The sequence below is a fragment of the Propionivibrio sp. genome (genome assembly GCF_047602565.1).
Classification (GTDB): Bacteria; Pseudomonadota; Gammaproteobacteria; order Burkholderiales; family Rhodocyclaceae; genus Propionivibrio.
In genome coordinates this window covers 2,600,317-2,623,814 of the sequence record NZ_JASGGX010000001.1, presented here as the reverse complement: position 1 = coordinate 2,623,814, position 23,498 = coordinate 2,600,317, and the positions used below count along the sequence as shown (strand labels likewise).

The following is a 23,498-nucleotide window of genomic DNA, read 5'->3' as shown; positions in this document are numbered from 1 at the left end:
ATGGCGCAAATACTGGTCGTCAACGACGAAATGGGCATCCGCGAGTTGCTTTCGGAAATCCTCACCGATGAAGGGCACAGCGTGGCGCTGGCCGAGAACGCGGCGGCGGCGCGCAAGGCGCGCGGCGACAAGCGGCCGGACCTGGTGCTGCTGGACATCTGGATGCCGGACACGGACGGCATCTCGCTGCTCAAGGAATGGTCGGCCGCCAACCTGCTGACCATGCCGGTGGTGATGATGTCGGGGCACGGCACGATCGATTCGGCGGTCGAGGCGACGCGGGTCGGCGCGGTGGACTTCCTGGAAAAGCCGATCGCCCTGCAGAAGCTGCTGCAGACGGTCAAGAAGGCCTTGAAGCACGAGGTGGCCTCGTCGCGCTCGCCGCTGACGCTCGACGCCTTCGCCCGCTCGCCGCTGCTCAAGGACCTGAAGAAGCGGCTGGAGCAGGCCGCGGCCAACACCCCGGTGCTGCTGCTCAAGAGCGCCACCGGCAGCATCGCCGAAATCTGCGCGCGCACCCTGCAGGCGCCGAAGACGCCGTGGCTCGACCTGTCCGCGTCGAGCGCGCCGCTGACCCAGGAAATGCTGGAAAACGCCTCCGGCGGCATGCTGTTCATCGCCGACCTGATGCTGTTCGGCCGGCTGCAGCAGAAAAACCTGGCGTTCGCCCTGGAACGGCTGGAGAAATACAACCTGCGCCTGGTGGCCGCCATGTCGCGGCCGCTCAACGCGCTGGCCGAGGCCGGCTGGGACCCCTCGCTGATCGCCCGGCTGGGCGACGTGTGGGTCGCCCTGCCGCAATTGTCCGGGCACGTGGACGAGGTCCCGGAGATCGCCACGCTGGTCCTCTCGCACCTGGTCGAGCGCCACGGCATGCCGCCGCGGCGCTTCTCCACGGCGGCGCTCAACGCGCTGCGCCTGCATCACTGGCAGGGCGAATGGATGGAGCTGCTGGCCACGGTCAAGAACCTGGCCATCGCCGCGCTGGAAGACGAGATCACCGCCGAGGACGTCGAGGGCGTCCTGCAGCGCGACGCCGACGCCGCGCCGCGCGCCGTGCCGGCGCTGCCGCTGTTCAACCAGCCGCTGCGCGAGGCGCGCGAGGCCTTCGAGCGCCAGTATTTCGAGCACCACCTGAAGAACGAGCGCGGCAACATGACGCGCGTGGCGGAGAAGACCGGGCTGGAACGCACGCACCTCTACCGCAAGCTCAAGCAGCTGGGGCTGAACCTGGGGCGGCGCCTGGAAGAGTCCGAGCAATGATCCGCCCGCGCACGGCCGGCCGACGGCCCTTCCTGGAGGCATTCCGGTGAATCGACCCCGCAACGACACCTTCCTGCGCGCGCTGCTGCGCCAGCCGACCGAGTACACGCCCGTCTGGCTGATGCGCCAGGCCGGACGCTACCTGCCCGAATACTGCGAGACGCGCAGGCGGGCGGGCAGCTTCCTGCAGCTGTGCAAGAGTCCGGCGCTGGCCTGCGAGGTGACGCTGCAGCCGCTGGCGCGCTATCCCCTCGACGCGGCGATCCTGTTCTCGGACATCCTGACGGTGCCGGACGCGATGGGGCTCGGCCTGTACTTCTCCGAAGGCGAGGGCCCGCGCTTCGAGCGGCCGCTGCGCGAGGAGTGGGCCATCCGCGACCTCGCCGTGCCGGACCCGTACGATCGTCTGCGCTACGTCATGGACGCGGTCGCCGAGATCCGCCGGGCGCTGGCCGGCTCGGTGCCGCTGATCGGCTTCGCCGGCAGCCCGTTCACGCTGGCCTGCTACATGGTCGAGGGCGGCTCGGGCAGCGACTTCCGGCACCTCAAGACGATGATCTACGACCGGCCGGACCTCGCCCACCGCATCCTGTCGATCAACGCCGAGGCGGTCACGCAATACCTCAACGCGCAGATCGAGGCCGGCGCGCAGGCGGTGATGCTCTTCGATTCCTGGGGCGGCTGTCTGGCGGACGCGGCGTACCGCGAGTTTTCGCTGGCCTACATGCGGCGCGTCGTCGCCGGGCTGATCCGGGAAAAGGACGGGCAGCGCATCCCGTCGATCGTGTTCACCAAGGGCGGCGGCCTGTGGCTGGAAGCCATCGCCGATTGCGGCTGCGACGCGCTCGGGCTGGACTGGACGATCGACATCGGCGCGGCGCGGCGCCGGGTCGGGGAGCGGGTTGCCCTGCAGGGCAACCTCGATCCGAACGTGCTGTTCGCCTCGCCGGAGGCCATCGCCCGCGAGACGCGGGCGGTGCTCGACAGCTTCGGGCCCGCCGACACCGGGCACGTCTTCAATCTCGGGCACGGCATTTCGCAGTTCACCCCGCCCGAGCACGTGACCGCGCTGGTCAACACGGTGCATGAGCACAGCCGGCGCCTGCGCGGGAACTAGCGGAAAAATCGCTGCGCGGTCAATCTCGGGGTTGACTTATGCACAGAAGTCGTGCAGCCGTTACCGATTGTCACGGGAAACCAGGAAAATCAGAGACTTATTTTTATCTCGTTGATTTTATTGGTTTTTATGGTTGCCGCTTTTTGCGGCAAAGTGTGGCGAATCCTTGCGGCGAGCGGCTTCGGATGGTTTCGCCATGGACGGTCCACAGACTTATCCACAGAAAATGTGCACAACCCGGAATCGCCTGACAGGCTAAGAAGTTACAGTGACTTTACAGAAATTAGACGAGCAAGTTACGCCAAGTCGCCTGCGGCCTATGACGAAAGTTAGATGCGCAAGGCCACGCCCTGCCGCGCGGAAGACGCAAGGCGCCCGATGCCCGTAGCGTCCATCGTCCGCGTCGCGCTCGCCGTGCCCCTGCACCGGCTGTTCGACTACCGAGCGCCGCCGGAGGAGACGCTGACGCCGGCGGACGTCGGGCTGCGCGTGCGCGTCGGCTTCGGCACGCGCGCCTGCATCGGCGTCATCGCCGCCCTGGCCGACGCCTCCGAGATTCCCGACGCGCAGCTCAAGCCGGTCGAGGCCGTGCTGCGCGACGTGCCGCCGCTGCCGGCGGACTGGTTCCGGCTGGCCGAGTTCTGCGCCTCGTACTACCAGGCACCGCTCGGCGAGGTGATGCTGTCCACGCTGCCCGCCGGCCTGCGCCGCGTCGATCCGCCCAAGGCGCGCGCGGCCCGGCGCGCGGCGAAGCCGGGCGCCGCGCAGGAGGCGCCGGAGCTGACCGGCGAGCAGCGGCAGGTGCTGGAGCGCATCGCCGCCGACGGGCCGGGCTTCCACGCCTACCTGCTGCACGGCGTCACCGGCAGCGGCAAGACCGAAATCTACCTGCGCCTGATCGAACGCGCGCTGGCGGCCGGCCGCAGCGCGCTATTGCTGGTGCCCGAGATCAACCTCACGCCGCAGTTGGAGGCGCGCGTCGCGGCGCGCTTTCCCGGCGCCGGGCTGGTCGGCCTGCACAGCGAGCTGGCCGAGGCCGCGCGCACGCGCAACTGGAAGGCGGCGCTGGAGGGCCGGGCGCGCATCGTGCTCGGCACGCGGCTGGCGGTGTTCACGCCGATGCCGGAGCTCGGCCTGATCATCGTCGACGAGGAGCACGACGCCTCGTTCAAGCAGCAGGACGGCATGCGCTACTCGGCGCGCGACGTGGCGGTCTTCCGCGCGCACCAGCGGGGGATTCCGATCGTGCTGGGGTCGGCCACGCCGTCGCTGGAAAGCTGGGCCAACGCCACCGATCCGCGCACGCCGGCGCGCTACGCCCTGCTCACGCTGCGCGAGCGCGCCGTGTCCGGCGCGCGGCTGCCGGCCGTGCAGCGCATCGACACGCGGACGGAAAGGCTGCAGGACGGCTTCTCCGGCGTGCTGCTGCAGGCCATCGAAAAGCGCCTCGGCCGCGGCGAACAGAGCCTGGTCTTCCTCAACCGGCGCGGCTACGCGCCGGTACTGGCCTGCGCCCAGTGCGGCTGGGTCTCGCGCTGCCGGCGCTGCGCGGCCAACCTGGTGCTGCACCTCGCCGACGGGCGGCTGCGCTGCCACCACTGCGGCTTCGAGTGCCGCGTGCCGCGCGCCTGCCCGACCTGCGGCAACCAGGACATCCAGCCGTTCGGACGCGGCACCCAGCGCCTGGAAGTAGTGCTGGCGGAACGCTTTCCGCAGGCGCGCATCCTGCGCGTCGACCGCGATTCGGCGCGCAGCCGCCGGCAGTGGGAAGCCCTGCTCGCGCGCATCCACGCCGGCGAGGCGGACATCCTGGTCGGCACGCAGATGCTGGCCAAGGGGCACGACTTTCCGAAGCTGACGCTGGTCGGCGTGCTCGGCGCCGACGCGGCCCTGTTCGCCGCCGACTGGCGCGCGCCGGAACGCCTGTTCGCCCAGCTGATGCAGGTCGCCGGCCGCGCCGGGCGGGCCGACCTGCCCGGCGAAGTGCTGATCCAGACCCAGTTCCCGGAGCATCCGCTCTACGCCGCGCTGGTGCGCCACGACTACCCGGCGTTCGCCGCCGCGCAGCTGGACGAGCGGCGGCAGGCCGGCTTTCCGCCGTACGCCTATCAGGCCATGCTGCGCGCCGAGGCGCCGCAGATGGCCGACGCCATCGCCTTCCTGGCCACGGCGCGCGCCTGGCCGGCGGCCGCCGGGCATGCCGACGTGACGCTGTACGACCCGGTACCGATGCGTCTGGCGCGGCTCGCCAACCTGGAACGCGCGCAACTGCTCGTCGAATCGCCGTCGCGCCGGGCGCTGCAGGCCTTTCTCTGCGGCTGGGGCGAGTTGCTCGACGCGATCAAGGCGCCGTCGAGGCTGCGCTGGCACCTGGAGGTCGATCCGCTGGAGTTTTGAGGCACGCGCCTACGCGCCGCGTTGCCAGTGCGTCTTGTTTCCCAGGCCCAGCGCGTTGTCGGTGAACTTGACCTGCCGCAGCGCCAGCCGCCATACCTCGCCGCGCTTGAGCCGGGCGACCGGATGTCGCCGGCAGTAAAGCGCGTAGGCGGCCTCGGCGGTGTCGCCCGCCAGGAGCGTCGCATAGGCGCTGAACTGGACGCCCCGGATTTTCGCGATCGTGCGCGGCTGGCCGGCGATGGTGCCCGCCACTCGGGGATGCGCGAGCATGGCCCGTCCGTGGCGGGTGGACGGGTCGGTCAGGACGATCAGGTCAACATCGGCCGGATCGAAGGCGTAGAAGCAGCTGGCGGCCCAGGGTTCGCCCCGCGCGTCGCACGTGGCCAGCCCGACCACGTGGTGGCGCAGGAGGAAGCGCCGGACGGCGTCGGGCAGCGGGGGCATGGCGGATCAGACGACCAGCGACCACAGGTGCGAGAACGGCATGGCCAGCACCAGCGCCGGCAGCAGGTTGGCGACCGGAAACGGCTTGATGCCGCAGATGCGGAAGCCGGTCGCCAGCATGATGATCCCGCCCACCGCGGAGAAGTCGGCCATCATCGCCGGGGTGGTCATCGGCAGTATCCAGCCGGCGGTGAACGCCAGCACCAGTTGGATGGCGAGTTGCGGCATGCAGATCGCGGCGACCGCGTAACCCAGCGCCGTGGCGAAAATGCCCGAGGTGAAGAAGTCCAGGATGGACTTGACCAGCAGGATCTGCGGGTCGCCGGTCATGCCCTCGTTCATGGCGCCGAAGATGCCGGTGCCGCTGGCGCAGAACAGCACCAGGATGGCGACGAATTTCTCGATGAATTCCTCGTGGCTCAGATCGCCTTGCGGGGGAAACACGCGCTCGACCACGCCCTTGGTTCGGGTGCCGAGGCGGCCGATCTTGCCTTCCAGAAGGATCAGTTCCCCGATGATCGCGCCCACGATCAGCGCCAGCACGACGGCCGGCAGGTACTTGACCTTGACGATCATCGACACGCCGAGCGCCATGGACGCCAGCCCGAAGGTTTGCGGCAGCGCGACGCGCAGGCGTTCGGGCAGTTTCGTGCCCAGGAAGGCGCCGGCGAGTCCGCCCACCGCCACGGCGGTGCCGTTTACGTAAGGTCCAACGAGAGTCAGCATGGTGTTTTTTTCCTCAATTGATGGATTCGGGCAGCGGCCGGGCGCGCCCGGCGGGTTCTCCCCAGCGCGGCAGTTGCGGCAGTTCCAGCCCGAACAGATCCAGCGCCCGCCCGACGCTGTGCGTGACGACTTCGTCGAGCGAGGCCGGCCGCTGGTACATGGCCGGCACGGGCGGGAACACGATGCCGCCCATTTCGGTGACCAGCGCCATGTTGCGCAGGTGGCCGAGGTTGAGCGGCGTTTCGCGCGCCAGCAGCACCAGCCGGCGCCGTTCCTTGAGGACGACGTCGGCGGCGCGGGTGAGCAGATTGTCGGACAGGTTGTGGGCGATCGCCGCCAGGCTGCGCATCGAGCACGGCGCGACCAGCATGCCCAGCGTGGCGAACGAGCCGCTGGAGATCGCCGCGCCCAGGTCGTCGATCGGATGCGCGACGTCGGCCAGCGCCAGGACTTCCTCGCGGGAAATGCCGGTTTCCAGCGCGCGGGTCAGTTCCGCGCCCTTGGAGATCACCAGGTGCGTTTCCAGGTCCATGCCGGAGAGCAGTTGCAGGGCTTTCAGGCCGTACTGGAAGCCCGAGGCCCCGCTGATGCCGACGATGATGCGCCGTGGCTTCATGGCGGTTGCTCCTCAGGCGAAGTCGGGCAGGAAACGCTTCACGTCCACCTCCAGGAATTGCGAGCGCCGGAACTGCGTCTTCAGATGGAACGGTACGGTGCAGTCGAAAATCGTCTTGCACGACATGCCTTCCTGCAGGATCGACGGGCTGAACGCGGGCGTCTGCGACGGATCGAGCGGGTGACAGCGCACGCCGGGGATGAACACGGTGCTCACGTCGCCCTGGTAGCGGGTCTGCATCGCCCACAACACGTCGTCGGTATCGAAGATGTCGACGTCCTCGTCCACCAGGATCACGTGCTTGAGCTCCGGGAACGACGAGAAGGCGAGCAGGGCGGCCTGGCGCTGGCGGCCCTCGTCCACCGGCGAGGCCTTCCTGAATTGCAAAATGGCGAGGAACTTGCCGCCACCGGACGAGTGCGCGTACACGTTCTGCAGCCGGCCCGGCATGGCGCGGCCGACCATGTCCAGGATGCTGGCCTCGGTCGGAATCCCGGCCATGTTCACATGCTCCTCGCTCGGGCCGATGGTGGTCTGCAGGATCGGGTTGCGGCGATGCGTGACGGCCTTGACCTTGATCACCGGCAGTTCGGCCTTGGCTTCGCCGGTATAGCCGGGGAATTCCGGCATGGCCTTGCCGGTGTGCGTATTCTGGTCTTCGCGCAGGCGCACGTCGGGCAGCAGTTCTCCCTCGATCACCACCTCGGCGTGCGCGATGGCGCGCTCGTCGATGGTCAGGCACCTGGCCATCTCGACCGGGCGGCCGCGGATGGCGCCGGCCACGCTCAGTTCGTCGAAGCCCAGCGGCGTGGTCGGCGGCTCGAAGCAGGCGGCCATCTCGATCGCCGGATCGACGCCGATGCTGATCGAGATCGGCAGCGGCTTGCCGGCGGCCTCGGCCTTCTGGCGGAAGGCGTCGATGTGGCGGCCCGGCGTTAGCCACATGGTCAGCTCGTCGCGGCTCTGCACGCACAGGCGGTGGATGGTGATGTCGGATTCGCCGGTGTCCGGGTCGGAGGCGTAGCACATGCCCATGGTGACGTAGGGGCCGGCGTCGTCCGGCGTGTTGGTCGGCGCGGGCAGCAGGGTACGCAGGTCGAACGCGGGATCGCTGGCCAGGTGCACGACTTCCTGGCATTGCGCCCGGTCCGCCCCGACGGTCACCGGCGGCACCGGATGCTGCACCGAATCCTTGAGCAGGAAGCCCAGCCGTTCCGGCGCGCAGCCGAGCAGGCGGCCGACCCGCTGGCGCGTCAACAGCAGGCCGATGGCCACGCGCACCCCCGGATAGCCTTTCACGTTGTTGAACAGCATGGCCGGCCCCTTGCGGGTCGGGCGCATGCAGGTCCCGCCAGCGCCGACGTGGCGGTAGACGCCGGAAATCTCGGCGTTGGCGTCGATCTCGACGTCGGTGCTCACCAGCTCGCCCGGCAGCGATGCGAGAAACTGCAGGGCGGAGCGCAGGTCGGTCACGGCGATCCCGGACGCGACTGCGTCCAGGTTTCCTTCGGTCACGCGGTTCATCATCTCTCCTGAAGACGTGGTTTTTTAGCGGGCCGAACTATAGGCCGCGTCGGGAGAGCCGGGGAAATACCGTTTTCATTGCGCCGCCCATACCAAAAAAGTTGCGGTATCCGGTAAGGGCGGGAGGCGTTCAATGCTTGAGGAACCCCGCCAGGGTCGCCGTGACCTCGGGAATCTCGATGCTGGTAGACAGGCGCGCGGCGACCGGATGGAACTGCAGCGGATTAGGCCGGATGTGCACGCACGCATAGCGGCCGCTGCGCGAGGCGACGGCCTCGGATTCCGGCACGAAGGCCACGGCGTCAACGCCGGCATCGAGCATTTCGATGGCGATCGCCGGATCGGAGACGTGCATCTTGACGTTAGGCTGGATGCCGGACTTGCGCAAGTGGCCGAGCAAGGCCTCGAAGGTGCCGACGCCTTCGACGCGCCGCAGCAGGATCAGCGGGTGCCGGCCGAGCGCGGCGAGCGGCAGCGCGTCCGCCGTGCCGTCCGGCAGCAGGCTGCGCGCGACCAGCGCCTTGAGCCGCAGCGGGGCGAACTCGATCAGGTCGAAGCCCTCCGGCGAACGCGGGCGCTGGATCAGCGCGATGTCCAGGCGGCCGCGGTGCAGCAGCTGTTCGAGGTGGCTCGAATCCGAAACCGACACGCTGATCTCGGCACGCGGATTCTGCTGATAGAGCGCCTTGGCCAGCGGCAGGAAGTGGCGCAGGAACAGGTAGGAGATGCCCACGCGCAGCATGCGCCGTTCGGTGCTGGCGATCTTGACGGCGGTGCGCTTGGCGTCCTCGACGCCGCGCAGGATCTCGCACGCCTTCTGATACAGGAACTGCCCGGCCTCGGTGGGTTCCAGCCGGCGCCCGGTGCGCACGATCAGTTCCGTGCCGACTTCCTCCTCCAGTTCCTGCAGCCGCTTGCTCAGCGGCGGCTGGGACATGCACAGGAGCTGTGCCGCCTTGCTGATCGAGCCTTGCTCGACGATCACGCAGAAATAACGCAGTCGTTTGAGGTCCAAGATCGTGCCCCCGGGGTGAGGCGCCATTGTAGCGTCGGCGTCCCGACTTGCCGCCTCCCGCCTCGGCTTGCATAATCGGACCTCAACATCGTGTCTCCGGCGATTGTCGGATTCCAGAACGCAAGGAGCCCAACGATGAGTCTCAAGTCCGATATCGAAGCGTGGGACGGGCAATCGGCCGCCGCGCTTTGCCGCATCCACGAAACGCACCGGGACGATCCGCAACTGGCGCCGGAGTTGGTCGAACTGATCGGTTCGCTGCGCTACCGCATGGCCGCCACCCGCCTGCTCAAACGCCACCTCGAAGCGGAGATTCCGCTGCCCGACCCGCACGCCGTGGCCCGCGCACTGTTCGCCCGGCTCGACAAGCTCGAACACTGGGAATGCCGCCTCAACGTGCTGCAGTGCCTGCCCCATCTGCCGCTCGACGACGATGACGACGGCGTGGCGGCGGTGGAGCAGTTCCTGCGCACCTGCCTGGCGGACGGCAACAAGTTCGTGCGCGCCTGGGCGTACAACGGCTTCCATTGGCTGGCCGGCCGGCACCCCCGCTTCGCCGGGGAAGCGGCGGCGATCCTGGAAGCCGGCCTGCGCGACGAGGAGGCGTCGATCAAGGCGCGGATTCGCAAATGCCTCGACGCCGACGCGAACGAGGCCGGCAAGACGGGAGACGCGCATGAGTGAAGCGCGGCACGGCACGCCGGAAGCCCTGCTGCGCGACTACGTCCGCGCCAAGGACGAGAACCGGGCGCACCTGATCGATTCCGTGTTCTGCGCCTCGGCGTGCCTGGAAATGCGGGTGAAGACGGCGGACATCCGTTTCCCGGCGGTGTCGCAGGGCGCGGCGGCGATCGCCGACGTGCTGGCCCGGCGCTTCAACCAGACTTACGAGAACATCTACACCTTCTACCTCGACCGGCCGGCGGCCGGGCCGGGGAAGGCGGCGGACTGGCCGCCGGTGTTCGCCTGCGACTGGCTGGTCGGCATGTCGGAGAAGGACGGCGGCGCCGTGCGCGTCGGCTGCGGCCGCTACGAGTGGGTCTTCCGGCAGCAGCCGCCGTGCCGCGCGGAACGCCTGGCGATCACCATCGAGGCCATGCAGACGCTGCCCGCGCGGCGCCTGCCGGAGATCCTGGCATGGCTGCTGGCGCTCGACTACCCGTGGTCGTCGGCCGAGGCCGTGTGCCGGTCGGCGCCGAGGATCGAGCTGCTCGCCCCGGTCCTGCGCTACCTCGGCCGCGACCTGCCGGCGGCCCGCCAGCCGCAGTAATAGAACCAGACCAGCGAAGCGGCCTGCAGGGCGAAGAGCAGGACGAAGGCGCCGGTGTGCGCGTCCGCCGCCGAACGGCCGCCCGCCTGCAGCGCGTCGATCAGGATGCCCATGCCCCACTGCAGGCTGAACGCACCGGCAAAGGCGAGCAGGTTGAGCAGGGTATTGACGCGCCCCGACAGCGCCACCGGGAAGCCGGCGGCCGCCGCCGCGTAGTTCAGCGTGCCGGTGCTGGAAAAGAGCCCGTAGGCCGCCCACAGCAGATAGTGCCGGTCGGTGGCCTGGGTGACGATCGCCAGCAGCGTCAGCAGCGCCAGCGTCAGGCCGCCGCCGAGCAGATGCACGGTGCGCACGCCGCGCCGGGCGAGTTCGGTCGAACAGCAGCCCGATCAGGAAATAGGAGGCCACCATGGCGGCGTTCATCACCGTCAGGTAAACGGCGGCCTCCGAACGCGGATAGCCGTTGACGTGGATCAGCCAGGCGCTGGACCACAGGCTCTGCACGGCCATGAACCCGCCGGTCTGGGCGAAGGCGAGCGAGGCGAAGCGCCAGAAGTGGGGGTGAGCGACGATCTGCAGCAGGCCGCCGGCCAGTTGCGAGAACGACTGCGGCGGCGCGGCCGGCGGTTTTTCCGGGATGCCGCGCCACAGCCACCAGGCGACGCCCGCGGTGATCACGGCCAGCCCGGCGAACACCTCGCGCCAGGTGGCGACGTGCAGCACGGCGTCCAGCGGCGCCGAGGCCATCAGCGCGCCGAGCGAGCCGGAGGTCATGATCCAGCCGGTCAGCGAAGCCTGCCGTTCGGCCGGGAACCACTGCGAAAAGAACTTGAAGGCGGCCATCAGGCAGGCCGAGACGCCCAGGCCGATCAGTCCCCGGCCGACGGCGAGCATGCCGATGCCGTCGCTGACCGCGAAGATCGCCGCGCCCGCCGCGGCGACCAGCAGCAGCGCCGCCTCGACGCGGCGCGCGCCGAAGCGGTCGAGCAGCAGGCCGAGCGGCAGCTGGGTCGAGCCGAAGGCGATGAAGTAGGTGCTGGTCAGCAAGCCGAGGTCGGCGGCGCCCAGCGACAGTTCGTTGCTCAGCACGGGGCCGACGACGGCGTTCACCGTGCGGTAGAGGTAGGACAGGAAATAGCCGCCGGCAAAGGGCAGGAAGAGGCGGAACCAGGCGGCCTGCGGCGTCACTCGCGCCCCCACAGCCAGGCCGCGCCGCGCACGCCCGACGAGTCGCCGTGCAGGCTGCGCAGCAGGCGGGTGTGCACCGCGTCCGAGAAGACGTAGGCCGGCCACAGGGCGGGCACGTTCCGGTACAGCCGCGCCACGTTGGACAGCCCGCCGCCGAGCACCACCGCGTCCGGATCGACAATGTTGATCACCACCGCCAGCGCCTTGGCGAGGCGCCGCTCGTAACGCTGCAGCGTGGCTTCGCAGGCCGCGTCGCCCTGTTCCGCGCGCACGACGATCGCCGGCGGCGGCAGCGCGTCGCCGGCGTGACGGACGTGGTCGGCGGCCAGCCCCGGCCCGCACAGCCAGGTTTCGATGCAGCCCTGGCGGCCGCAATAGCAGCGCGGCGGCGCCAGCGTGTCCTCCTCGGGATAGGGTAGCGGATTGTGCCCCCATTCGCCGGCGATCCGGTTCGCGCCGGAGAGCACCCGGCCCTGCACGGCCAGCCCGCCGCCGACGCCGGTGCCGAGGATCACCGCGAAGACCGTCGGCGCGCCGGCGCCCGCGCCGTCGGTGGCTTCGGACAGCGCCAGGCAGTTGGCGTCGTTCTCGACGCGCACGTCCCGCCGCAGCAGCGCCTGCAGATCAAGGCGCAGCGCCTGGCCGTTCAGGCAGGTGGAGTTGGCGTTCTTGATGCGGCCGTCGATGGTCGACTCGGCGCCCGGAATGCCGACGCCGATGCGGCCGCGCTCGCCGAGCTCGCTTTCCGCCGCCGCGACCAGCGCCGCGATGGCGCGCAGCGTGCCCGCGTAATCGCCCTGCGGGGTCGCGATCCGCCGGCGCAGCAGTTCGCGGCCGGCGGCATCGAGGGCGATGATTTCGATCTTGGTGCCGCCGAGGTCGATGCCGAAACGAATCATGTCGTCGTAAGAGGGCAAGCGGGTTGTTGTACGTTTTCCGGCGATGCCGCCCGTCGCGCGGGAGGAACCGTGCCTGCCGCGCATCGGCGCGGCGGCCGTCATGGCGGCAGTGCAAAGCGCGTATTTTACGTGGCCCCGGCCGCTTTTGCTGGATTCCGGGGCGCGCATCGCGGCCGGAGTCCGGCGGCGGACATCGGTACCGCCGCCGGCACTCGCCCCGGCGGCCGGCGCGCCGTGCGCTACGGGGCGGCGCGCAGTGCGGCCTCCCGCCCGTCGCCGGGCGCGGCCCTGCCCGCACTCCGTTCGCCCGCCTGCGCGGCTTCCCAGCCCAACAACGCCAGCTTCCGTTCGCTGCCCCAGCGATAGTCGCCGACCACGCCGCCTTCGCGGATGACCCGGTGGCATGGGATCAGGAAGCCGATGCTGTTGGCGGCGACGGCGCTGCCGACCGTGCGCTGGGCGCGCGGCATCCCCAGTCGCCGCGCCAGCTGGCTATACGAGATCACCTGGCCGAATTCCGTGTGGATCAGCGCCTCCCACACCTTGATCTGGAAATTCGTGCCCCTGAGCACCAGATGGATTCTTCCCCGCGTCGGTTTTTCCGGAAAGATCTGTCCGAGCAGCACCGCCGCGTGCCCGTCGTCCGGCGTCAGCGTCGCCTCCGGCCAGCGTGCCGCCAGCGCGGCGATCATTTCTTCCCGCCCACCGGTGCAGAAGGCGAAATGGCAGACGCCGCGCCCGGTCCAGGCGACCAGCGCCTCCCCGAACGGGGACGGCGCGAAGCCGTAGCCGATACGTAATCCGCTGCCGGCGGCACGGATCTCGCCGGGCGTCATCGCCTCGCAGCTGACCATCAGGTCGTGCAGGCGGCCGGTGCCGCTCAAACCCGCCTCGATGGCCACCGACAGCGTGTCGTCCGCCGCGCCGAGCCGCTGCCGGGCGTATTCCTTGGTCAGATACTGAAGAAAACGTTTCGGCGAAATGCCGGCCCAGTCGGAAAAAACCCGTTGCAGGTGATGCGGGCTCATGTGCACGGCGGCGGCGATTTCCTCCAGCCGGGGCTGTCCTCCGGCATGGCTGCGGATGTAGCGGATGGCTTGCGCGACGGTGTCGTAATGGCGCGATTGTTCAGTCGTATCGGGCATGGCGTTGCCTCCGGTGGATAGACGTGATTTCCGGAAAAGGCCGGATACGACCGCAGTATGTCACCGTCTCGGCTCGCTTCAATCCGATTCTTGCGAACTTGAAACCGGACAGGCCGCCGCGAGAAAAAGCCGATGACGAACGAGCATGGGCATTGGTTCAGCCGGCAGGCGGCCCAAGTGCGGAAATCCCGCATGTTGCCGAGAGCAGTCCGGGCCGGGTGTCAGCGGATTTTGCCGGACGTCACAGGCTCAATACCCCGGAAAAATTTGAACCGTGGCGATGGCTGGCAACATTCTGCGGAGTGGAACAGAAAACCCCGGAAAGTCGGGGTGGAGCGGGCGATGGGAATCGAACCCACGGCACAAGCTTGGGAAGCTTGGGTATTACCATTATACGACGCCCGCAACGGCGCCTATTTTATGCGTTTGGGCGCCGCGCTTCAATCGTTCCGCTTCAACCGGCCACCGGCCGGACCTTGCCGGCCGCCTGCCGGGCGCGGCTGCGTGCTTCGTCGGTGTCGTCGCCGGTGGCCACGGCGACGCCCATGCGGCGCTTCTTGAAGCTCTCGGGCTTGCCGAACAGGCGCAGGTCGGCACCCGGCACGCTCAAGGCCTCGGCAACGCCGGCGAAGGCGATGCCCCTGGCGTCCACGCCGCCGTAGATCACGGCCGAGGCGCCCGGCGCGCGCAGCGACGTGTCCACCGGCAGGCCGAGGATGGCGCGGGCGTGCAGTTCGAATTCGGAGAAGCGCTGCGAGGCCAGCGTCACCAGCCCGGTGTCGTGCGGACGCGGGCTGACCTCGGAGAACCAGACCTCATCGCCGCGCACGAACAGCTCGACGCCGAACAGGCCACGTCCGCCGAGATTGCCGGTGACCGCCCCGGCGACGGCGCGCGCCCGTGCCAGCGCGACGGGGCTCATGGCCTGCGGCTGCCAGGATTCGACGTAGTCGCCGTTGACCTGGAGATGGCCGACCGGCTCGCAGAAATGCGTTTCCACCGCGCCGGACGCGCCGAGCGCGCGCACCGTCAGCAGGGTGATCTCGTATTCGAAATCGATGAAGCCCTCGACGATCACCCGCGCCCGGGCGACGCGGCCGCCCTGCATGGCGTAGTCCCACGCCTTGGCCACGTCTTCAGGGCCGCGCAGCAGCGACTGCCCCTTGCCGGACGAGGACATGGTCGGCTTGACCAGGCACGGGTAGCCGATGCCGGCGTCGATCGCGGCCTGCAGTTCGGCGAGCGAACCGGCGAAGGCGTAGGGCGAGGTGGACAGGCCGAGTTCCTCGGCGGCCAGCCGGCGGATGCCTTCGCGGTCCATGGTCAGGCGCGTGGCGCGGGCCGTCGGGATCACCTCGGCGAGTCCCTCGCGCTCGACGTCGAGCAGCATGTCCGTGGCGATGGCCTCGATTTCGGGGACGACGAGATGCGGCCGTTCCCGCTCGATCAGCGCGCGCAGGGCGGGGCCGTCGGTCATCGCCACCACGTGCGCGCGGTGCGCCACCTGCATGCCCGGTGCGTCGGCGTAGCGGTCGACGGCGATCGTCTCGACGCCCAGGCGCTGCAGGGCGATGAGCACTTCCTTGCCGAGTTCGCCGGCGCCCAGCAGCATCACGCGCGTGGCGGACGGACTGAGCGGAGTGCCGAGACGGCGCAGGGCCGGCTGGAGTCCGGCGGAAAGGGTGTCGGGCATGGCGTAAGGCATCCTGGAAGGCGTCACGGAAGGCGCGATTCTATCAACTCGGCGTGCGGTAATGGATCAGATTGTGAAACACCGCCGGCGCGCCGCCCGGGTTGCGGTAGCCGTGCGGCCGGTCGGCCGGAAAGCGCACGGCGTCCCCCGCGCTCAACGGCTTCCAGTCGCCGTCGACCAGGACCTCCATGGCGCCGTGCAGAACGACGACGGTCTCGGTGACGCCGGGTTCGTGCGCTTCGGAACGACGCTCGTAGTCCGGCGGCAGGGTCAGTTCGAACAGTTCGAAGCCGAAGCGCGGTTCGTAGGGAAACAGCGGCGCGACGAGCATGCCGTCGGCGCCCGGCGTGTAGCGCAGGGCATCGGCGTTGCGGAAAACGGCACCCTCGCCGGCCGACGGCGGCAACGGCTGCAGGAAACTGGAGAGCGAAACGTGGAAGCCGCTGGCGATCCGCCACAGCGTGGCGATCGTCGGGCTCGACTCGCCGCGTTCGATCTGCCCGAGCATGGCCTTGCTCACGCCGGTCTCGGCCGCCGTCCTGTCCAGGCTCCAGCCGCGCGCCTGGCGCAACGCGCGCAACGCAGTCGGCAGATGGTGAGTGGGTTCGTCGAAGATTTCCGGCATGGCGAAAGCACTTGTACGTTATAGCGCACGGCATTAACATGGCACGGACGTGCGTTAAAGCGCACGCTGCGTCATTACACCACACGCCGGAGCCGCCATGCGCAGATTTTTCGGGCTTTCGCACATTTCCGCCGGCTTCATCGCCGTATTGGTCGGCTATACCAGCTCGGCGGCCATCGTCTTCCGGGCCGCCTCCGCGGCGGGAGCCGGTCCGGCGCACGTGAGTTCCTGGCTGCTGGCGCTCGGCCTGGGAATGGGCGTCACCTGCATCGGATTGTCGCTGCGTTTTCGCAGCCCCATCCTCACGGCGTGGTCGACGCCGGGCGCCGCGCTGCTCGCCACGTCGCTCGTCGGCCTGCCGATGGGCGAGGCCGTCGGCGCCTTCCTCTTCGCCTCGGCCCTGATCGCGCTGTGCGGCGTCACCGGCTGGGTCGAGGCGCTGATGCGGCACATTCCCAAGGCGCTGGCCGCCGGCATGCTGGCCGGCGTGCTGCTGCGCTTCGGCATCGACGCGTTCACCGCGCTCGGCCGGCAGTCCGCGCTGGTCGGCCTGATGCTGGCCGTCTATCTCGCCGGCCGCCGTCTGCGTTCGCGCTACACGGTTCCGCTGACCTTCCTCGCCGGCTTGGCGTGGTCGGGGGCGAACGGCCTGATCCGCGTCGACGCGGTCGACCTGGCCCTGGCGGCGCCGGTGTTCACCGCGCCGACCTTCAGCCTGTTCAACGGCCATCGGCGTCGGACTGCCGCTGTTCATCGTCACCATGTCCTCGCAGAACGTGCCCGGCCTCGCCGTGCTGCGCGCCAATGGCTACCGGACGCCGGCCTCGCCGCTGATCGCCTGGACCGGCCTGGCCGGGCTCGTGCTCGCACCGTTCGGGGGCTACCAGTTCAATCTGGCGGCGATCACGGCGGCCATCTGCATGAGCCCGGAGGCCGATTCTGATCCGCAGCGCCGCTACCTGGCGGCGGTGTGGGCCGGCATCTTCTACGTCATCACCGGCCTGCTCGGCGCCACCGTCGCCAGCCTGTTCACAGCGCTGCCCGGGGAGCTCGTCGCCGCGATCGCCGGCATCGCGCTGTTCGGCACGATCGGCGGCAGCCTGGCCGGCGCGCTGGCCGAGGAGAAGGAGCGCGAAGCGGCGCTGGTCACCTTCCTGGTGACCGCGTCCGGGCTGACGCTGTTCGGGATCGGCGGCGCTTTCTGGGGCCTGGTGCTCGGACTGGCGGTGCGGCGGGCCCTTCCCGGCCGTACCTAGAACGGACCGGGATTTCGGCGTGCGGCGGCGGCTGCCGGTATAATCCGTACGTGGAAAATACTCAAGCGCAACCGCCCGGCCCTCGCAGCCTGCCTGCCGTCTGGCGCAATTGGCGGGAAAAGACCCGGCACTGGAAAGCCCTGGACAACCTGCCGGCGATTCCGGTCATGGCCGAGAATTTCGAGGTCCTGGAAGGTCCCGAGGCGTATCGCCGCACCCTGCTTTCACTGATTGCCGGGGCGCGCCAGCGCATCCTGCTCGCCGCGCTGTACCTGCAGGACGACGACGGCGGACGGGAGGTGCTGGAGGCGCTGCACGCCGCCAAGGCGGCGCGTCCGGAACTGGACGTGGCGGTCTTCGTCGACTGGCACCGCGCGCAGCGCGGCCTGATCGGCAAGGCCCGCTCGGCGGGGAACGCCGCGATGTACCGCGCGCTGGCCGAACGCTTCGGGCCGGGCGTGCAGATTTTCGGAGTGCCGGTGCAGCGCCGCGAGTTCATGGGCGTCATGCATCTGAAAGGCTTCGTCGTCGACAACGCCGTGCTCTACAGCGGCGCCAGCCTGAACGACGTCTACCTGCAGCGGCACGACCGCTACCGCCTCGACCGCTACCATCTGATCCGCAGCCGCGCGCTGGCCGACTGCCTGGCCGGCGTGCTCGACCGGACGCTGCGCCGGAGCCCGGCCGTGCATCCGCTGAACACGCCGGGCGCGCCGAAGACCGCGGAGATCCGGCCGGCGATCATCGCCTTTCGCCGCGAACTCGCCCGCACCCGCTACCGCTTCGCGGGCGACCGCATCCGTCAGGGCGAGATCGGGGTGACGCCGCTGTTCGGCCTGGGCATCCGCGACAACGAGCTCAATCGGACGATCGTCGAACTGATCCGCCAGGCGCAGACCCGGCTGGTCCTGTTCACGCCCTACTTCAATCCGCCGGGGCCGGTGCAGCGCGCGCTCGACGCCCGCCTGCGGGCCGGCTGCCAGGTGATGATCGTGCTCGGCGACAAGACCGCCAACGACTTCTACATCCCGCCCGACGAGCCGTTCAAGGCCATCGGCGCGCTGCCGTATCTCTACGAGGCCAACCTGCGCCGCTTCTGCAAGGCGCGCCAGAGATTCATCGACACCGGCCAGCTCGACGTGCGCCTCTGGCGGCACGGCGACAACACCTTCCATCTCAAGGGCCTGCTGGTCGACGACCGCTACGCCCTGCTGACGGGCAACAACATCAACCCGCGCGCCTGGCGGCTCGACCTGGAAAACGGGCTGCTGATCCACGATCCCAACAGGCTGCTGGTCGAGCAGCATCAGGCCGAGTTGGAGCGCGTCCTGGCGCACGCGCAGCGGCTGCCGGGGCATGAAGCCCTGGACCCGGTCGAAGCCTATCCGGAACCCGCGCAGCGGCTGATCAAGCGGCTGGCGCGCGTGCGTGCCGACCGGCTGGTCAATCAGGTGCTCTGACCGCTCCGGCGGGGCTGCCGACGGTAGCGCGCGGCAGGCGGACACAGACCCGCAGGCCGCCCTCGCGGCGATTCTCGGCGTGGATGCTGCCGCCATGGTTGGCGACGATCTGGCGCGCGATGGCCAGGCCGAGCCCGTGCCCCTTCCTGGCCGGCGCCTGGCTGCCGCGGAAGAAGGGTTCGAACAGCCGGTCCAGGTCGGCGCTGAGCACGCCGGGGCCCCGATCCTCCACGCAGACCTCGATCGCCTCCGCCCGCGCCTCCAGGCGCAGGCCGATCCAGCCACCGCCCGAGGCGTAGGCCAGCGCGTTGCGCAGCAGATTGTCGAAGACGCGATGCAGCATCTCGGCGTCGCCGCGTACCGGCGCCTCGGCGCTCGCCGCCAGCTCGACGCGGCACCCCGTCTGCCCGGCTTCCGGCGCGGCGTCGGCGACCACGTCGGCGAGCACCTCGGCCAGATCGAAAATCTCTTCGCCCGGATCGAGCATGCCCGATTCGAGGCGGGAGAGCGTGAGCAGTTCGCTGACCAGCCGGTCCATGCGCGCCGATTCGTGCTCCAGCAGGTTCAGGCAATCGTCGAGCCGCTCCGGCTGCTGGCGGACCAGGCCGACGATGGCGCTTAGGCGCGCCAGCGGCGAGCGCATCTCGTGCGAAACGTCGTGCAGCAGGCGGCGCTGCCCCTGCATGAGCTGGTCGATATGGTGCGCCATGCGGTCGAAGTCGCGGCACAGGTCGGCCAGTTCGTCGCGCCGGTGTCCCATCGCCTCGGCCAGATCGGTGACCAGCTGGCCGCTGGCCCCGGCCTGCAGCGCCTCGCGCAGGCGCCTCACCGGGCGGGCGATGTAGGCCGCCAGCAGCGCGGCGAAAACCAGGCTGACCACCGCGCCGGCCGCCAGATGCAGCAGCGGCGGATCGAGCAGCCGGGGCGCCAGCGGCTCGCCGCGCCGCTCGAACGGCCTGTCGCGCGGCGGCGGGCCGCCCGGCTCGCCCGCCCGCTCGGGCCGCCCGTCCGGCGGCGGGTGGGCGCCGGGCATGGGCGCCGGCGGACGCCCTTCCCTCCCCGGCGGAGCCAGCGGCGGCATGCCGCCGTCGGGCATCGCCGCCCAGATGGCCAGGCCCGTGCCGATGACGGTGACCGCCTGGGCCAGGAAGAAAAAGAAGAGGATCTTCCAGAACAGGCGTCCCCGCGGAAAAGGCCGCATGAAGAGGCTCCTGACTTCAGTCGGTCAGCAGCTGGTAGCCCTTGCGCAGGACCGCCTGGATGCGCGGCCGGCCGTCGGCCAGGCAGGGCAGCTTGTGCCGGATGCTGCTCAGGTGCACGTCGATGCTGCGGTCGTAGCGCTGGAACGGCCGCCCCAGCCCCTGCTCGGACAGCAGGCTCTTGCTCACCACCTGGCCGGCGTTCTGGATCAGCAGTTCGAGCAGGTTGAATTCGGCGTTGGTCAGCGGAATGTCCTTGCCCGCCCAGGCGATCCGCCGCTGCGCGGAGTACAGCGCCAGCTCGCCGATGATGATGGAATCGGACACGGCGGCGCGCGCCTGGGTGCGGCGCAGGATCGCGCGCAGGCGCGCGCTCAGCTCGCGCGGCGAGCAGGGTTTGGCGACGTAGTCGTCGGCGCCGAGCTCCAGGCCGAGTATGCGGCTTTCATCGTCGCCGCGCGCCGTCAGCATCAGCACGGGCAGGCTGCCGCGCGCGCGAATCCGGCGCAGCACCTCGATGCCGCTGAACCCGGGCATCATCACGTTGACGACGGCAATGTCGGGCGGCTGCGCGGTGAACTGCCGCAGGGCGGCTTCCCCCTCGTGCGCCACCGTGACGTTGAAGCCGTCGCTGGTCAGGTAGTCGCGCAACAGCCCGACCAGCTCGACGTCGTCGTCGACCAGCAGGACGGAGGCGGGAACCGGGTTGATGTTGATCGGCGTATCGGACATGGCGCAATGGTAACCGCGGGAACGGCGCGAACCGTGGAGTTTACCGGGATTTACACCCGCCGGAAATTCTTGCCGGAGAACCGGCAATAAACACGCAACAGGCTGATTTGACAAAGGTTTTTATCGTCGTTCCCGCCGCCGGAACGAGCCGGCGCGGCACGCCGGGACGAAGGGCCGGCATGACGGCATCCCGCCGTGCCCCGAAGGGCATTTTTCTTCACGGACTTTTACCGCGTTTTACGCGAAACGCCGTCGTTGGCCGGGCGTTCTGGCCGATATCTTGCCCGTAGACGACCGGATATGGCCGGCGGGCAAACGCGCCATGTTCCCCATTCAACTACTTCACAGGAATCCATCATGAGTACCTTGACCAGCATCAGCAGCTACAGCAGCGCCGCCAGCTATCTGTTTTCCAGGCTCGACACGTCGGGCAAGGGCTACATCGACGAAGACGATCTGGTGTCGGCGTTTTCCAGCCTGTCGTCCACGGAAGGAACGGACGCCAGCGACGTCTTCACCCAGCTCGACGGCGACAGCGACGGCAAGGTCACGGAGAGCGAGTTCTCCACCGCCCTGCAGCAGCTGAGCGAGACGCTCAACAGCCAGTACGATGCCTCGCGCATGCAGGGCGCGATGCCGCCGCTCCCGCCGCCGCCGGCTGACGACACCGGGTTCACCAAGGAGGAACTGAGCAGCCAGCTCGAGGAAATCGGCGACACGGATTCGGCGCGCTCGACGCTGATCAGCAGCATCGTCGAGAATTTCGACGCGGCGGACACCAACCAGGACGGCACCGTCAGCAACGCCGAGGCGATGGCCTATGCGCAGACCAACGACATCGCCACGTCCGCGTCAGACGACGCCTCGGCCACGGCCAGTTCCAGCACCGGCAGCACGAGCGTCGCCGACGCCAAGGTTTTCCAGCAGATCATGGAACTGATGCGCGCCTACGGCGTTCCGGCCGGCGGCAGCGATTTCGCATCGACCCTGAGCTCGACGATTTCGACCAGCGCCTGACGGCCGCACCGGGGGCGTCCGCGGCGGGCGGAGAAATTCCGGCCGCTGCGCCCGTCAGAAATCTCCGGGCGCTTCCCAGAGGATGAAGCCGCCCTCCTTCAGCGTCCACTCCATCAGGTGGATCAGCGGCTGCGCCCGCTGCACCAGCGTGACGTCCTCCGTCGGGGCGTCGTCCTTGCGCTCCCCGGCCTTGCCGTCTTCCCCGTGGCCGGCGCGCTGTTTTTCGCGGGCTTCGCGGGCCTTTTCCTGCAGCCGCTGCTGGATCGCCACGCTTTCCTCCCGCACGCCCTGGCGCAGACGGGCGATCGCCTCCGGCAGCTGCTCCTTCAGGAAAACGCCGCGCGCGGTGCACTCCTTGCCGATCCATCCAAAGAAAACCCGGGCATGTTCGGCGAACATGATCATTTCGCCGGAAGTGCTCGATGTCAGTCGGACCAGCATGCCGCCTCCCAGGGGGTCGTTTGGAAACCGCGACGATTGTACCCCTGTCGGCGCGAGGCGGCCGGGAGCGGGCGCCGCCGCATTCCCCGGAGCCGCGCAGGGCCTTCCGGGCCGCCCGCCCGGAGCCGCCGCGCCCCCGCTGAACTTTCCCGGCAAGCGCGGTCAGAGTCGTTGAGCCTGCTTCATCTGTTGCCCCAAGTTATTCCATTCATAAATCGCCAGTGACACGAAGGCGCATCGCGGCCACGCGAAGTCCACAGGGTCATTCCCGATTTGGCGGTGGGATCACGTCATGACTGGGAGGGAGCGCTTTGGAGATTTGGAACTCCTCCAAGCGGAGGATCGGTCCGTTTTCCCGCGGGAGCCTCGTCCCGCTTTTCGCGCTGGCGGCGCTGCCGGCCCGCGCGGAGTATGCGGTCAACCTGCCGCCGCCGGCGTCCGGCCTCGCCCGCGACGTCCACGACCTGCATGCGCTGATCCTGTGGATCATCCTGGGCATTTTCGTGGTCGTGTTCGTGCCGATGGGCATCGCCCTGGTCCGGCACCGCAAGTCGCTCGGCCGCGAACCGGCGACGTTCCATGAGAACCGCACGGTGGAGATCGTGTGGACCGTGGTGCCCACCCTCATCCTGATCGGCATGGCCTGGCCGGCGACGCGCCTGGTCGTGGCGATGAAGGACACGGACAAGGAGGACCTGACGATCAAGGTCACCGGCCACCAGTGGAAGTGGGAATACGAATACTTCGGCGAAGACATCCGCTTCATGAGCAACACGTTGACGCCGAGGGAGCAGATCCAGGGGACGCAGCCCAAGGGCGAGCACTATCTGCTGGAGGTTGACCGCCCGCTGGTGGTCCCGGTCGGGCAGAAGATCCGCCTGATCACCACGGCCAGCGACGTGATCCATTCGTGGGCGGTTCCGGCCCTGGGCATCAAGCAGGACGCGATTCCGGGCTTCATCCGCGACACCTGGTTCAGGGCCGACAAGCCGGGCGTCTACCGCGGGCAATGCACCGAGCTGTGCGGCGTCGGGCACGGCTTCATGCCGGCCGTGGTCAGCGTCGTCACGCCGGAGGAATTCGAGGCCTGGAAGCAGGAACAGAAGCAGCTGCTGGCGGCGGCCGCCGCCAACGCGGCCAAGACGTTCGCCCCGGAGGAGCTCAAGGCCATGGGCGAAAAGGTTTACGCGTCCACCTGCCAGGTCTGCCACCAGGCCAACGGCATGGGCATTCCCAACGTCTTCCCGGCGCTGGCCGGCTCGCCGATCGCCACCGGGGACAGGAACGCGCACATCGACATCGTCCTGAACGGCAAGCCGAACACGGCCATGGCGGCCTTCGGCAAGCAGCTTTCCGACGTTGACCTGGCGGCGGTGATCACCTACGAGCGCAACAGCTGGGGCAATCGCACCGGCGACGCGATCCAGCCCGCCGACGTCGCCGCGCGGCGCAAGTGAACAGGAGTCCGGGA

Annotated in this window: 22 protein-coding genes, 1 tRNA gene and 2 pseudogenes; 10 read left to right on the top strand and 15 right to left on the bottom strand. The window is 69.2% G+C overall.

Going from position 1 to position 23,498, the window contains the following annotated elements; genetic code table 11:
• The 3 genes from QM701_RS12275 to QM701_RS12265 all read left to right on the top strand — a co-directional run bounded on the left by QM701_RS12275 (position 1) and on the right by QM701_RS12265 (position 4,777).
• Positions 1-1,263 carry a sigma-54-dependent transcriptional regulator gene (locus QM701_RS12275; protein ID WP_415167338.1) on the top strand — a complete coding sequence of 421 codons (1,263 nt, stop codon included), beginning with the start codon at positions 1-3 and terminating at the stop codon, positions 1,261-1,263.
• 46 nt (positions 1,264-1,309) lie between these two features.
• On the top strand, positions 1,310-2,380 hold the full coding sequence (hemE, locus tag QM701_RS12270) for a uroporphyrinogen decarboxylase (RefSeq protein ID WP_415167337.1): 1,071 nt from the start codon (positions 1,310-1,312) through the stop codon (positions 2,378-2,380).
• Positions 2,381-2,758: 378 nt separating this feature from the next.
• Positions 2,759-4,777 (top strand): primosomal protein N', encoded by a 2,019-nt coding sequence (locus QM701_RS12265; RefSeq protein WP_415167336.1) that lies wholly within the window; start codon positions 2,759-2,761, stop codon positions 4,775-4,777.
• 9 nt (positions 4,778-4,786) lie between these two features.
• On the opposite strand, the gene QM701_RS12260 is transcribed toward QM701_RS12265, so the two are convergent.
• The 5 genes from QM701_RS12260 to QM701_RS12240 form a co-directional block, all read right to left on the bottom strand.
• On the bottom strand, positions 4,787-5,221 hold the full coding sequence (locus QM701_RS12260) for a pyridoxamine 5'-phosphate oxidase family protein (protein ID WP_415167335.1): 435 nt from the start codon (positions 5,219-5,221) through the stop codon (positions 4,787-4,789).
• 6 nt (positions 5,222-5,227) lie between these two features.
• Positions 5,228-5,947, bottom strand: coding sequence for a DUF554 domain-containing protein (locus QM701_RS12255; protein ID WP_415167334.1), 720 nt, complete (start codon positions 5,945-5,947; stop codon positions 5,228-5,230).
• Between the two features lie 13 nt (positions 5,948-5,960).
• Positions 5,961-6,563 (bottom strand): UbiX family flavin prenyltransferase, encoded by a 603-nt coding sequence (locus QM701_RS12250; protein ID WP_415167333.1) that lies wholly within the window; start codon positions 6,561-6,563, stop codon positions 5,961-5,963.
• A 12-nt stretch (positions 6,564-6,575) separates the two neighbouring features.
• Positions 6,576-8,087, bottom strand: coding sequence for a UbiD family decarboxylase (locus QM701_RS12245; RefSeq protein ID WP_415167332.1), 1,512 nt, complete (start codon positions 8,085-8,087; stop codon positions 6,576-6,578).
• Positions 8,088-8,217: 130 nt separating this feature from the next.
• A complete protein-coding gene (locus tag QM701_RS12240; protein WP_415167331.1) occupies positions 8,218-9,102 on the bottom strand; it encodes a LysR substrate-binding domain-containing protein in 885 nt (294 codons plus the stop codon).
• Positions 9,103-9,237: 135 nt separating this feature from the next.
• Between QM701_RS12240 and QM701_RS12235 the strand changes: the two genes are divergently transcribed.
• Together QM701_RS12235 and QM701_RS12230 are read left to right on the top strand one after the other, a co-directional pair.
• Complete coding sequence (locus QM701_RS12235) at positions 9,238-9,786, top strand: hypothetical protein (RefSeq protein WP_415167330.1); 549 nt, start codon at positions 9,238-9,240, stop codon at positions 9,784-9,786.
• Positions 9,779-10,372, top strand: coding sequence for a hypothetical protein (locus QM701_RS12230; protein ID WP_415167329.1), 594 nt, complete (start codon positions 9,779-9,781; stop codon positions 10,370-10,372). The genes QM701_RS12235 and QM701_RS12230 overlap by 8 nt, the downstream gene beginning before the upstream one ends.
• Here QM701_RS12230 and QM701_RS12225 read toward each other — a convergent pair.
• The 7 genes and pseudogenes from QM701_RS12225 to QM701_RS12195 form a co-directional block, all read right to left on the bottom strand.
• Complete coding sequence (locus QM701_RS12225; protein ID WP_415167328.1) at positions 10,330-10,725, bottom strand: hypothetical protein; 396 nt, start codon at positions 10,723-10,725, stop codon at positions 10,330-10,332. The two genes, QM701_RS12230 and QM701_RS12225, sit on opposite strands and share 43 nt — an antisense overlap.
• Positions 10,726-10,783: 58 nt before the next feature.
• Positions 10,784-11,461 (bottom strand): annotated as a pseudogene (locus QM701_RS12220) (MFS transporter); the annotation flags it as partial.
• Between the two features lie 95 nt (positions 11,462-11,556).
• Positions 11,557-12,459 carry an ROK family protein gene (locus QM701_RS12215; RefSeq protein WP_415169390.1) on the bottom strand — a complete coding sequence of 301 codons (903 nt, stop codon included), beginning with the start codon at positions 12,457-12,459 and terminating at the stop codon, positions 11,557-11,559.
• Positions 12,460-12,698: 239 nt separating this feature from the next.
• Entirely contained in the window at positions 12,699-13,604 is a 906-nt protein-coding gene (locus QM701_RS12210; protein WP_415167327.1) for a methylated-DNA--[protein]-cysteine S-methyltransferase, read from the bottom strand.
• A 331-nt stretch (positions 13,605-13,935) separates the two neighbouring features.
• A tRNA-Gly gene (locus QM701_RS12205) sits at positions 13,936-14,009 on the bottom strand.
• A gap of 49 nt (positions 14,010-14,058) precedes the next feature.
• Positions 14,059-15,297 (bottom strand): formate-dependent phosphoribosylglycinamide formyltransferase, encoded by a 1,239-nt coding sequence (gene purT / locus QM701_RS12200; RefSeq protein ID WP_415167326.1) that lies wholly within the window; start codon positions 15,295-15,297, stop codon positions 14,059-14,061.
• A gap of 43 nt (positions 15,298-15,340) precedes the next feature.
• Positions 15,341-15,922: a helix-turn-helix domain-containing protein gene (locus QM701_RS12195; RefSeq protein ID WP_415167325.1), complete on the bottom strand. Its 582-nt coding sequence runs from the start codon at positions 15,920-15,922 to the stop codon at positions 15,341-15,343.
• Between the two features lie 97 nt (positions 15,923-16,019).
• Between QM701_RS12195 and QM701_RS12190 the strand changes: the two are divergent.
• The 3 genes and pseudogenes from QM701_RS12190 to pssA form a co-directional block, all read left to right on the top strand.
• Positions 16,020-16,586, top strand: a pseudogene (locus tag QM701_RS12190) (benzoate/H(+) symporter BenE family transporter); the annotation flags it as partial.
• A 97-nt stretch (positions 16,587-16,683) separates the two neighbouring features.
• A complete protein-coding gene (locus QM701_RS12185; RefSeq protein WP_415167324.1) occupies positions 16,684-17,178 on the top strand; it encodes a benzoate/H(+) symporter BenE family transporter in 495 nt (164 codons plus the stop codon).
• A gap of 50 nt (positions 17,179-17,228) precedes the next feature.
• Entirely contained in the window at positions 17,229-18,638 is a 1,410-nt protein-coding gene (gene pssA, locus QM701_RS12180; protein WP_415167323.1) for a CDP-diacylglycerol--serine O-phosphatidyltransferase, read from the top strand.
• Here pssA and QM701_RS12175 read toward each other — a convergent pair.
• Both QM701_RS12175 and QM701_RS12170 read right to left on the bottom strand, forming a co-directional pair.
• Positions 18,622-19,839: a sensor histidine kinase gene (locus tag QM701_RS12175; RefSeq protein ID WP_415167322.1), complete on the bottom strand. Its 1,218-nt coding sequence runs from the start codon at positions 19,837-19,839 to the stop codon at positions 18,622-18,624. The genes pssA and QM701_RS12175 overlap by 17 nt on opposite strands.
• A 16-nt stretch (positions 19,840-19,855) precedes the next feature.
• Positions 19,856-20,569: a response regulator transcription factor gene (locus tag QM701_RS12170; protein WP_415167321.1), complete on the bottom strand. Its 714-nt coding sequence runs from the start codon at positions 20,567-20,569 to the stop codon at positions 19,856-19,858.
• Between the two features lie 357 nt (positions 20,570-20,926).
• On the opposite strand from QM701_RS12170, the gene QM701_RS12165 reads away from it, so the two are divergent.
• Positions 20,927-21,586: an EF-hand domain-containing protein gene (locus tag QM701_RS12165; RefSeq protein WP_415167320.1), complete on the top strand. Its 660-nt coding sequence runs from the start codon at positions 20,927-20,929 to the stop codon at positions 21,584-21,586.
• 54 nt (positions 21,587-21,640) lie between these two features.
• On the opposite strand, the gene QM701_RS12160 is transcribed toward QM701_RS12165, so the two are convergent.
• Entirely contained in the window at positions 21,641-22,027 is a 387-nt protein-coding gene (locus QM701_RS12160; protein WP_415167319.1) for a DUF1840 domain-containing protein, read from the bottom strand.
• A gap of 311 nt (positions 22,028-22,338) precedes the next feature.
• Between QM701_RS12160 and coxB the strand changes: the two genes are divergently transcribed.
• The gene (gene coxB / locus QM701_RS12155) at positions 22,339-23,484 is read left to right on the top strand and encodes a cytochrome c oxidase subunit II (protein ID WP_415167318.1); all 1,146 of its coding nucleotides are present in this window, start codon (positions 22,339-22,341) and stop codon (positions 23,482-23,484) included.
• Positions 23,485-23,498: the final 14 nt, after the last annotated feature.